This is a genomic window from Pluralibacter gergoviae ATCC 33028 = NBRC 105706 (assembly GCF_001598855.1).
In the GTDB taxonomy this organism is placed as follows: Bacteria; Pseudomonadota; Gammaproteobacteria; order Enterobacterales; family Enterobacteriaceae; genus Pluralibacter; species Pluralibacter gergoviae.
This window is the reverse complement of sequence record NZ_BCZS01000061.1, coordinates 1-10,756: the sequence shown is the minus strand read 5'-3', so window position 1 is coordinate 10,756 and position 10,756 is coordinate 1. Positions and strand designations below refer to the sequence as shown.

The 10,756-nt window shown below is 48.9% G+C and carries 10 protein-coding genes and 2 pseudogenes; 4 read left to right on the top strand and 8 right to left on the bottom strand.

All coding sequences use genetic code 11. The features are described from left to right. The first annotated feature begins 85 nt into the window (after positions 1-85). Both ENGE1_RS25685 and ENGE1_RS25680 read left to right on the top strand, forming a co-directional pair. The gene (locus tag ENGE1_RS25685; protein WP_049152880.1) at positions 86-814 is read left to right on the top strand and encodes a plasmid SOS inhibition protein A; all 729 of its coding nucleotides are present in this window, start codon (positions 86-88) and stop codon (positions 812-814) included. Beyond that, positions 811-1,137, top strand: coding sequence for a hypothetical protein (locus tag ENGE1_RS25680; protein WP_038992719.1), 327 nt, complete (start codon positions 811-813; stop codon positions 1,135-1,137). Before ENGE1_RS25685 ends, ENGE1_RS25680 begins: the two co-directional genes overlap by 4 nt. A 220-nt stretch (positions 1,138-1,357) precedes the next feature. On the opposite strand, the pseudogene ENGE1_RS25675 reads toward ENGE1_RS25680, so the two are convergent. From ENGE1_RS25675 to mobI, 6 genes and pseudogenes are all read right to left on the bottom strand, one after another. Continuing rightward, positions 1,358-1,636 (bottom strand): annotated as a pseudogene (locus tag ENGE1_RS25675) (IS3 family transposase); the annotation flags it as partial. Positions 1,637-1,652: 16 nt separating this feature from the next. Further along, entirely contained in the window at positions 1,653-2,729 is a 1,077-nt protein-coding gene (locus tag ENGE1_RS25670) for an IS110 family RNA-guided transposase (RefSeq protein ID WP_049152916.1), read from the bottom strand. A gap of 224 nt (positions 2,730-2,953) precedes the next feature. Next, a pseudogene (locus ENGE1_RS28170) lies at positions 2,954-3,867 on the bottom strand (IS3 family transposase); the annotation flags it as partial. Between the two features lie 121 nt (positions 3,868-3,988). Continuing rightward, positions 3,989-5,635 (bottom strand): MobH family relaxase, encoded by a 1,647-nt coding sequence (gene mobH / locus ENGE1_RS25655; protein ID WP_255265531.1) that lies wholly within the window; start codon positions 5,633-5,635, stop codon positions 3,989-3,991. 13 nt (positions 5,636-5,648) lie between these two features. Beyond that, positions 5,649-6,437 (bottom strand): hypothetical protein, encoded by a 789-nt coding sequence (locus ENGE1_RS25650; protein WP_064360874.1) that lies wholly within the window; start codon positions 6,435-6,437, stop codon positions 5,649-5,651. Then, positions 6,437-6,901: a conjugative transfer protein MobI(A/C) gene (gene mobI, locus ENGE1_RS25645; protein ID WP_064360873.1), complete on the bottom strand. Its 465-nt coding sequence runs from the start codon at positions 6,899-6,901 to the stop codon at positions 6,437-6,439. Before mobI ends, ENGE1_RS25650 begins: the two co-directional genes overlap by 1 nt. Positions 6,902-7,498: 597 nt before the next feature. On the opposite strand from mobI, the gene ENGE1_RS29020 reads away from it, so the two are divergent. Together ENGE1_RS29020 and ENGE1_RS25635 are read left to right on the top strand one after the other, a co-directional pair. Further along, the gene (locus ENGE1_RS29020) at positions 7,499-8,254 is read left to right on the top strand and encodes a hypothetical protein (RefSeq protein ID WP_064360872.1); all 756 of its coding nucleotides are present in this window, start codon (positions 7,499-7,501) and stop codon (positions 8,252-8,254) included. Positions 8,255-8,446: 192 nt separating this feature from the next. Beyond that, positions 8,447-8,956: a hypothetical protein gene (locus ENGE1_RS25635; RefSeq protein ID WP_255265530.1), complete on the top strand. Its 510-nt coding sequence runs from the start codon at positions 8,447-8,449 to the stop codon at positions 8,954-8,956. 261 nt (positions 8,957-9,217) lie between these two features. Here the strand turns inward: ENGE1_RS25635 and ENGE1_RS25630 are convergent, their stop codons facing one another. Together ENGE1_RS25630 and ENGE1_RS25625 are read right to left on the bottom strand one after the other, a co-directional pair. Next, the gene (locus ENGE1_RS25630) at positions 9,218-10,141 is read right to left on the bottom strand and encodes an IS5 family transposase (RefSeq protein WP_042934531.1); all 924 of its coding nucleotides are present in this window, start codon (positions 10,139-10,141) and stop codon (positions 9,218-9,220) included. Between the two features lie 46 nt (positions 10,142-10,187). Further along, a partial coding sequence (locus tag ENGE1_RS25625; RefSeq protein ID WP_155731573.1) for an IS5 family transposase occupies positions 10,188-10,756 on the bottom strand: 569 nt, incomplete at its 5' end.

Here is a 10,756-nt window from a genome sequence, read left to right as displayed (position 1 = left end):
TGAGACGACCCCTGATAGCGTGTCTCGATACTGACGGATATTCCTGCGCCAGTATCATCAGTACGCTGGAACAGGAGGGCGCACAATGATCCCTTCGTCCCGTTCCCTTGTCACCCTGCAGCCTGCCCGGCAGGCTGCGCTGCAGGCCATCATGACCGTGGAGAATGCCCGCCAGCGCGGTGCTCGTCTGTCTGCAGCGCCACACGTGCGTACTTTCCTGCGCCTGCTGACCGGGAACAGCCGTATGAACACGACCGTGGCGCAGCGCATTCCCGGCCTGAACTGGGACCCGAAACATCGTCTGAGCAGTCTTAAACAGGTGGAAGAGGCGCTCGATGCACTGATTGCCAGTCACGGGGAGTGCTGCCCGCTGCCGCTGCCGGTTGATGTTCAGGCCGAACTGTTCCCCGAGGTGCAGCACAGCCGGACTGAGCGCCGGAAACAGCGCAGCAGCCTCGCCTTTACCCGTAAGATGCGTCGGGAAGAACGCGCAATGACGCATCACTGGCGATTACGGCAGAACCTGCTGGGACAGGCCGTCACGGAGCTGAATTTCCAGTCACCGGAAACGGTCATCAGCTGGTACCGCCGGTGGGCCGGTGAGTTTGACGCGCGTGAGCTTGCCCCTGCCTTCTGGCACTGGCGATCGCGATATGCCTCGCTGGCCTCTCTGGACTGGCTGCGGGATGCCGGGGAGCCGCTGTATGGTGTCATGCATGAAATCAGCTTCATTGTGAGAGAGACGCCGGAGTCTGTGCGTCAGGCTGAACGCTGGCAGGTCCCGAACAAGCTGACACACCGGAGCCACGGATGAAGTGGCGCTATTCCCTGCGCTGGAAACTGCCGCACAGGCCCTGCCCGGGTCCACAGGAGCTGGTTTCCGTTGTCGTGGAGGCAGGGCAGGCGGCACCTGAAGAAGTGATGTCTTGCTGGGTGGCGGGCGCGGGATATGCGGTATGCGTGGATTTTCTCGACGAGAGGCAGATTAAGCGCTGGAGCGACGAGCGGAAAGCCGCCGCCCGCCACCGGAATCTGGTTCGCCGCATCAACAGGATTGCGCCCTTGTTTGCCGACGAGCTGATCGAGCGGGAGCTTGAGAGCAGACCCGGGTATTTTCGCGGCAAATCAGAACGATGATGGCGCGATGCCTGGTCAGTATGGCAGCGGGTAAGGTATACTGGCGGTGGCGCTTGAGGCTTTTTGCCTCATGACGTGAAGGTGGTTTGTTACCGTGTTGTGCGGCAGAAAGCAGAAAGCCCCGTAGTTAATTTTCATTAACCCATGCACTGCACCCATTTTGTTGGACTCTCTTATTGGAGAGTTGGAGTGACCACGCTCCGGTAGACAGTTTCTGTCCTCACTGCGAGGCCTTTTCGAAGGCCTCCGGGCTGACGCCGCCGAGGTGGCTGTGGCGTCGGTTACGGTTGTAGAACACTTCAATGTAATCGAAAATATCCGCCCGGGCCATGTCCCGGGTTTTGTATATCCGCTTCCTGATGCGCTCTTTTTTGAGTGAACTGAAGAACGATTCTGCCACTGCATTATCCCAGCAGTTGCCGCGACGGCTCATGCTCGGTACCAGATTATTGGCCCGGCAGAACCGCTGCCAGTCATCACTGCCATACTGACTGCCCTGGACGCCCTTCTAAGAGTCAAGCTGTTATCGGGATACTGTTGATCCGCCTGTTTTGATTGCGCAGTAACGTGTAAACTTCGCGGGAGATATATCGCTTTAGACAGCGTATCGCTTCCATTTTTGTATGTCCTTCGGCTACACGCCTGGCGACATATTCCTTTGTTTTTGCGTCAGTTCGTAAGCGTCCGATGGCGATGATGTGAAGTGCACTATTTGCAGCACGATCTCCACCACGATTAAGTCGGTAACGGTTCGTTTTTCCAGAAGAAACGGGGACCGGGCTGACACCACACAGTGCCGCAAATCCTGATTCTGATCTTAACCGTTGAGGATTGTCTCCGGCAGTGATCAGCAACTGTGAAGCGCTTTCGTATCCGATAGCATTACGTTTAATCAGCTCAGGTGCCAACTCGTCGACAATTGCCGCAATCATGACATCCAGATCAGCGATTTCGTCATGTAACTCGAGATAGCGTCGGGCAAGGGACTTTAATGAAATGCGATAAACGTTGGTTACATTGCGGTATTCACTGGCATCAGGTCTCCAGGAACCCAGGGTCCTGATGAGCTGCATGCGCGTCATATTTCTGAGCTGTTCAGGTAATTCATCCGGGGCAGAGATAATATTTGAATGGATAATCTGGAGAGCGACTCTGCGGGCTGATATTGCTGTTTTTCGGCAAGTTTTTAATACCCGCAGGGACTCAATCATGCCATCACGCGTTTTGGGAGTAACTGTCCTGATGCCTGAGAATGCTGCATGAGCGGCACATTCAGCATCAATTGTGTCACTTTTACCCCGTTTGCGTCGCTCCATCCGGTCTGGAGCAGTCACCTCAAGAACTTCTAACCCGGCGTTCTGAAAATAACGAAGCAAACCGGAACCATAGGTACCTGTGCACTCAACACCAATTCGCTTTAATGTCCCAAACGAGGTCATCCATGCCAGCATCTGCCGGTAACCTTGTCGTGTTGTGGAGAAATACTGAGTCCCAAGGACTTTATTGTTCTGATCTACGACAGCGGCAACGTGCAAATCTTTATGTGTATCCACGCCACCCACAACGGCAGCTTCGGTAACTTTATCAACCATGACAGAGCTCCTGTGAGGAAACAGAGTTGAATCTCCAGACAGATAACCCGGACAGGACAGTAACGAGACAAGCCGTCAGGCCCTTCTTGAGTCACGCGCATCGGTGAGGAGATGCCTCGCATGAAGGCGCTTCCGGCAACCGACGGGTCCAGGGCAGGACACAAAAGGTCGATCGCTGTGTGAGTCAGGATGCGGGAAGGTCTTCACTGCATCAGTAATCACACCAATCTGGTTAAACGGCAAACTAAGTGGTGGTAAAGACTGACATCGGCATTATTACTATCGCTGTGCACAATGACGTTTTCTTCAGGTTTACGTCGCCAGACCGCCATCAGCAGCGCATCCAGTGCCAGCTCGCGCGACAGTGTCGGCTTCATCGACCAGCCCACCACATTACGGGCAAAAAGATCGATAACCACTGCCAGGTACAGCCAGCCCTGCCAGGTGCGGATGTAGGTGATGTCGGTGACCCACACCTGATTGGGCTTCACTACAGTAAATTCACGCCGCACGTGATTAGGCGCTATCAGTGACGGTCGTCCCCGGCTCCCGCGTGGCACTTTATAACCATGTATAGCCTGAATCCTGTTTTTCCTCATGATTTTGGCCACCCGGTTTCTGCTGCACACTTCGCCAATTTCGCGAAGATCGCCATGAACCCTGCGATAACCGTAAACTCCACCACTCAGCGTATAGGAGTCGCGGATGAGTTCCAGCAGTCGCTGGTTATCCTTTTCTCCGGCAGATACAGGGTTATGGAGCCAGACATAAAATCCGGCACGGGCAACCTTAAGGACCCGACACATTGTAACGATCGACCAGATTTCACGGTGAACGTTGATAAAGCGATACTTCAGTCGGGCTCCCTTGCAAAGTACCGCGCTGCCTTTTTCAGAATATCCCGCTCTTCCTCAGTGCGTTTAAGCTGTGCTTTCAGCCTGAGAATTTCTGTTCTGGCATCCAGTAAATCCTGGGCCTGCTGTCCACTGTTGTCAGGCTTAACAGCCCGGAGCCATTTATATAGGCTGTGCGCCGACACGCCGAGCCGTTCAGATACTTCAGCAATAGAATAGCCCCGCTCGGTGATCTGGCGGACGGCCTCTTCCTTAAATTCAGGGGTAAAATGTGGTGTGCCCATAGACTCCTCCTATGCTCAAACTATAGGGCAGATTTGTCTACGGGCTCGGGGTCACTCCAAACTATAGGGCAGATTTGTCTACGGGCTCGGGGTCACTCCACTTACTAACTGACGGTTGTATCTAATCCTGGGGGCAGGTCAGTTCAGCTGCATCTGTTCTAAGGGATGTTTTGTTAGTGTTTTCCTGAGCCTGCTGATTCTCAACGGAAGTCGCCTCTTCATTTTCAGAATCAGCAGTATTATCAGGATCTGAAACTGTACTGTTACTTTCCGCTGCACGTTGTGTGTCAGCCGTTGAGACTGAAGCGTTATCACTGGTTTGAGTTATTCCAAGACGGATTGATTTTGTACCATGCGAAAGAGGGCGTACATAGAGCGTGTCATTCCCCTTGCGGTCGACAAAAACATAGTCATTAGTCTCATTAATACTGAAAATACCCGGCGTACTTTCGGGCAGAATATCGTATTTAAACAGAAAACCAACCCATTTTATTTTTAAGAGAGAGAACCAGCTCAGGCCTTTGATACCCTCATCAAACATTCGTTGTATGTCATTTTCCGTAAAGTCACCGCGATGGAAAAAGTGAGCAACCCGTTGTTCACCGTATGGCTCTATATAGCCCCCACTTAAAAGAAGGTCGGTTAATGCTTTGCGGCCAAGATCGCCATCCGGGAAGTTAATCCCAAGATGTTTAAACTGATTCAGGATGAAATCAAGGGCCGCATGTTCGTTGATGTAAACAGAGCCACCGATAATCATAATATGTACCGGAGGCGGTGAGTTTCTGTCATGTCGTACTGACGATGAGTCGAAACCATTGATATTAAGAGTACGGATGTTGTCTTTCAGAATCGCGATGGCTCGTGCAGCAGTATCAGAGGCCCGAATACCGGATTGTTTATCATACCGGTAGCTGGTATCGGTGCCGGTGCAATGCCAGTCGGCCGTTCTCATGCAACGAGAAATAAAATCATCACTGGTTGTATAATTACCCAATGCCGACAGCATTTTATCGTACAACCGTTCTTTGACTACGTCGCTCAAATAATTAAGGCACGTATCGTTTAAGCAGCGTTCCAGGAATACAGGTGCCCGCACGGAATGCTCGTTAGCCTGCCTTTTCCGCCAGATAACTTCATAGGAAAAAATATGGTTGGACTTTGCCCAGTCCATCAGGCTGGACGAGAGCGGACGCCAGGTGCTTTTAACGCCAGGGGTGGACGAAATAACGTCGACATCAAATATCTTCCCTGCGTCATGTAAAAGCCCACAAATAAAGGCTGCATAAAGATAACGACGTTTTCGGATCTGTTCTTCATCCTGCAGACCAATAGGGAGTAATTGAATGCTGTACGCAAATTTTAAAGCGAGGAAAGCAGTTTCTAAACTGTGCGTTAACAGGCCGCCTGTACCGGCATGGTGATGGTTTTCAGACGCAGGTAAAAGATGTATCCAGCGTGTATATTCCATCAATGGCTTAATGACCAGATTAGTGAAGGTATAGGCTTCCTCACTCAGGTCTGAATTTGGCAAACCGATATACATATTAATTTCCTGTAACCGGTTAGCATGTACAGATAGAATCTCACGCTCTGAAAAGAGTGTTATACCCGCAGGCTTGCTTGGATAATCAAGATAGCTTTGCACATCCTTGTTAGGCGTGTGCGGGATATCATACTCATTATCTGTATCAAAAATAATATCGTGGTCAGGCCCTCCGAAGAGGGCGACCCTAATTTTTAAAAAAAGCCTGGATATAATACTCATATCAACCTGTGAGTTATTGTACCGAAACAGGAGTGGCAGAAGGCTGTGTTTTGTCAGATGGTTTACCGGAGCCAGCTGCTTCTTCTGGTTTTAATGTCGGCTCACTGCCAGCATCAGCAGAACTGTTACTGTGGCCGGACTGAACAGGGGCTTTAGTTTCGAGACTGGCTATATAAAGCTCCACCGATTTAAACCGCTTAATGCTCTGGATGAATGGCAATGCGTCGTATTTTCCATTCACGCGGTTTTCAGCGTTCAGTATTTTAGTGATGTTGTCCATCGAAACCCGCAGTGAGCTCAGGAGTTGCAGGATAATTCGGTCATGAACCTGTTGTGATATCTGACCGTATAACCACAACTGATATGCCTGACGAGTCAGGACGTTGATGGTCTGGATAATATCCAGCAATTTATAGGTCATTGGGTGGTTCCAGCGAATTTCAAATTCACCATAGTCAAACCCTTCGAATGATGAATCATCCAGAGGCAGTCTGGCGACATTTTTGTCAATCTGCTCTTTGAAGGTATTTACATTACCCGACAGTTCATCGTAAACACCGGAGAGCCATTTCTGAACTTTAGTGCTTGTCGCCTGGTCACCTTCTACCAGCCGGAAAATATTATAAATGGCATTGGAAATGGCGTTAAACTGGCGCAGGCAGGCTCGGTTTTTTTCATGAAAGTGCGTATAGAACTCACTTGAAAGTGGCTTTAATTTTGAAATGACCATCCCTAACGGGCGGTTATTGCCAGCGTTACGTTGATTGCGCGGCTCAGTTTTTGGGGATGCGTTGTCAGCCATTATATTAACCTCTTCAGTTTTTCCAGTCTTTTGATGTCGGCCAGTTTACGTTGATGACATTCCGCGAGTAGTTCGCGTATCGGTTTAATTTTGTTTTCTGTCTCCAGGATCATCTCCAGTTCCCAGTCCAGGGCATTTTTAAAACAACTAACGCTGTAACCTCCGAGTTTAGGTTTAACAACCACACCATGATGTTCAATTTTGTTTTTGAACCTGGGCGAAAAATCTTTCCATACAATGGTCAGCTTTTGCGACGAACCGACCTTTTTAAACACCGGTGCGAATCGCCCGGGTAAAAATCTCCCCCCGTTTGCATACGTGGTTTTCGATATCATCTGGTTCCGCGTCTTCCAGGCGTCCCAGTATTCATCCAGAATTTTTGTCGCTTCTGATTTCAGTAACTCGATATAGCGAACCGAGTTTTCGATAACGATTTCCTGATGTGCCGTAATTATCGGGTTCATATCAACTCCTCCATTCTCACAGACTACAGGAATCCAAAAAGATTTTTCTGAACTAACAAGGGTGTTTGCATTTTTTTTAATTTTTTTTTTGTGCTCATGTCGTCGGCAAAAAAGTAACTTTCTTGTGAGCACGACCAGCAACCTCTGCCTGATGCCCACACAGTGTGCGTTCCACCTCCCGTAAAACCTCTTCTCGCAACCGTGGAGATGGGAAAGTAACTTTTTTGCGAACCAGTAATAGTTACCCTTATACATAAGTAACTTTTTGCGTAATAGTTACAAATGATGAAGGATGAAAATCTGTTGTCCATTGGTCACTATTCCGGGAAAAGTTACAAATGAAGATTTTTCCCCATTGGTACCTTTTTTCAAAAAAGATACCAATGAAAGATGTCGCTTATCGACGGTTTTTTTTCAAAAAAGTGCCTAATGATATTGGTGAAAATTCGGATGTTCTTGCACTTGGAACTAAAACGAAGATAGTGCTTTATACTATTTGTGATTAACCCTTTTCTACTCTCCCTCGGATTGCTATGATATAATAAAACCTCTTTCAGTAACCGAAGTAGCGCGATTTAAAAGTATCCTGGAGAGCGTATGGACGTACAACCCAACGTACAGACTGACACTGTCATTAAGGCGTTTCTCCGATCGGAGTTGCAGTTTATACGTAGTCAGAAAAAACTTGTCAGTGTGTTGCCTCGTGATCTCGCGCCGGACTACCGCTATATACCGGAGAACCTGCTGGAGCATTTTTTCCATCCCGCCACTGATGCGCGTCTAAATAGAATTGCCCTGTCAGAAGCCAGACCAGGTAGCCTGCTAGTTCCCCGTGTCAACGGGAAGCCTGTTTTATGGGGTGAGTTAATAAAATTAATCCTGGATGACTCTCAGTTACTGAAGTTTGAAACGTACGGCAGACCTTTTGACAGTACCGAGATGAAACCAAATGAGCCATGCGAATTATTGAGCGGGAAGCAGTATGTTTATAAACCCGTCGACCTTGAGTTATTCAGGAAAAACATCGTCTCTATACAGATGAATTTCCTGGTCAATATATGGAATCTGGCCAGATTTAAACCGGCTTATGTCAGGGCTTATTTGGCCCTGTCTAATGACGCTTTTCAGATGCTCCTCGATACAGAGATATCCGCCTTTGTGGAGGTGACAAATGTGGTTCTTTTCCCCCGGTTTATAACCTATGATACCGGACGACGTGATCACAAAGTATATGCATGGGGTTACGAGATTATGGCTGATGTTCTGGAGGGTTTCATTCCAAGGGAAAATATGGAAAACTTACGGGTAGAATTTGCTCTTAAAGATTTATATGAGAAGCTAAAGTTATTTTAGCGGTTTCTGGATGCTATATGAGTTAACTGGCTTCACTCATTGATATGGTAACCTGATTACGGTTCATTCATGTTGGTGAATAACAGGATCCGAGCATGCTTCGCTGAAAAGTAACTTTTCTGAAAACATGAAGTGGTTTTTCCTGCCGGTCGACAGAACCGGACCAGGTACACGTTAAGGAGAATGCGGATAATGGGCTTTAAAAAGAGCGAGGTAAGCCAGCTAAATAGTCTGGCAAGTGCCATAAAGTTAATAGAATTTGATGCCAATAAATATACCATAACACATTTGTATGGTCGTAAAGTTGCCGACAGCCTGGAGTACCCCAAAGGGATAAATACAAGAAAAGGGGTAGGTAAATGGCTCGGTGAAAAATCCGCCATGTTGCTGTCAAATGTCGTTGTAAACAATGCTATTCATATTTTCGGATATGACCCTCAAAATCCTACAGAATCAACCAGAGAAATGGATTTTAATGCACTTGTTGATTTGTTAATTAACACGGGCTATACGCCGGAATACTACCCGCTCAAGGTCAACAGGATTATCGAAGTTCTCAACGGGATGTCGGAAGCTGACTATAAAGACTATTGCCTGGTATGTAAAAAGCCCTTCATACATGCGCCGGACAGGTATGATTCCTGCCCGACATGTAGCGCAAAAAATGCAAAGTTGCTATTATGCGTTATTATCAGTCCGTAGTTCCCTTTGAATAAAAGTAATTAAAATTACATGGAAAATCAGCTTTTACACACGGCAAGCACCATCTGCCATATCGCGTTTGCATCGACGGGAATAACGATACCGTCAGATGAGCAGGTTTTTTTCATCTTTCAGACGGCTTTGTTGAATAAATAAGATTTCGTGCGAACGACCCTGTAGCTGGCTGGATTTTCAGGCAATACGCGGCTTTGTTGAATAAATCAGATTTCGGGTAAGTCTCCCCCGTAGCGGGTTGTGTTTTCAGGCAATACGCACGCTTTCAGGCATACCTGCTTTCGTCATTTTGTTCAGCGCTCGTACCAGGGCCATAGCCTCCGCAACCTGACCATCGTAGTCACGCAGCGTCAGTGAACCCCCGAACAGCTGTTTTACCCGGTACATCGCCGTTTCCGCTATCGAGCGACGGTTGTAATCTGTTGTCCATTTCCACCGCGCATTACTCCCGGTCATTCGCTGATTAGCCACTGCACGGTTACGGTCTGCATATTCACCGGGCCAGTAACCCGCACCTTTTCGGGGCGGGATAAGCGCGCTGATTTTCTTACGCCGCAGTTCATCGTGACAGAGCCGGGTGTCGTAAGCGCCGTCTGCCGATGCTGCCCTGATTTTTCTGTGAGTCTGCCGGATAAGACCCGGGAAGGCTTCTGAGTCCGTCACATTGTTCAGCGACAGGTCTGCACAGATGATTTCATGTGTTTTACTGTCAACGGCGAGATGCAGCTTACGCCAGATACGGCGGCGTTCCTGGCCATGCTTTTTGACTTTCCACTCGCCTTCACCGAAGACCTTCAGCCCGGTGGAATCAATCACCAGATGCGCGATTTCACCCCGGGTGAACGTTTTGAAACTGACATTAACCGACTTTGCGCGCTTGCTGACACTGGTGTAATCCGGGCAGCGCAACGGAACATTCATCAGTGTAAAAATGGAATCAATAAAACCCTGCGCAGCCCGCAGGGTCAGCCTGAATACGCGTTTAATGACCAGCACAGTCGTGATGGCAAGGTCAGAATAGCGCTGAGGTCTGCCTCGTGAAGAAGGTGTTGCTGACTCATACCAGGCCTGAATAGCTTCATCATCCAGCCAGAAAGTTATGGAGCCACGGTTGATGAGGGCTTTATTGTAGGTGGGCCAGTTGGTGATTTTGAACTTTTGCTTTGCCACGGAACGGTCTGCGTTGTCGGGAAGATGCGTGATCTGATCCTTCAACTCAGCAAAAGTTCGATTTATTCAACAAAGCCGCAATACGCACGCTTTCTGGCATCCCGGCCTTTGTCATCCTGTTCAACGCACGCACCATGGCCATAGCTTCCGCTACCTGACCATCGTAGTCACGCAGCGTCAGTGAATCTCCCAACAACTGCTTCATTCTGTACATTGCCGTTTCCGCTATCGAGCGACGGTTATATTCCGTTGTCCATTTCCACCGAGCATTGCTTCCGCTCAGCCGCTGATTAGCAACGGCACGGTTGCGGTCTGCGTACTCACCGGGCCAGTAACCTGCTCCTTTTCGGGGAGGAATAAGCGCGCTGATTTTTTTGCGGCGCAGTTCATCGTGACAAATCCGGGTATCGTAAGCCCCGTCTGCCGCGGCTGCCCTGATTTTTCTGTGAGTCTGCCGGATAAGGCCCGGGAAGGCTTCTGAGTCCGTGACGTTATTCAGCGACAGGTCTGCACAGACAACTTCATGTGTGTTGCTGTCAACAGCAAGATGCAACTTTCGCCAGATACGACGGCGCTCTTTGCCGTGCTTTCTGACTTTCCATTCGCCTTCACCAA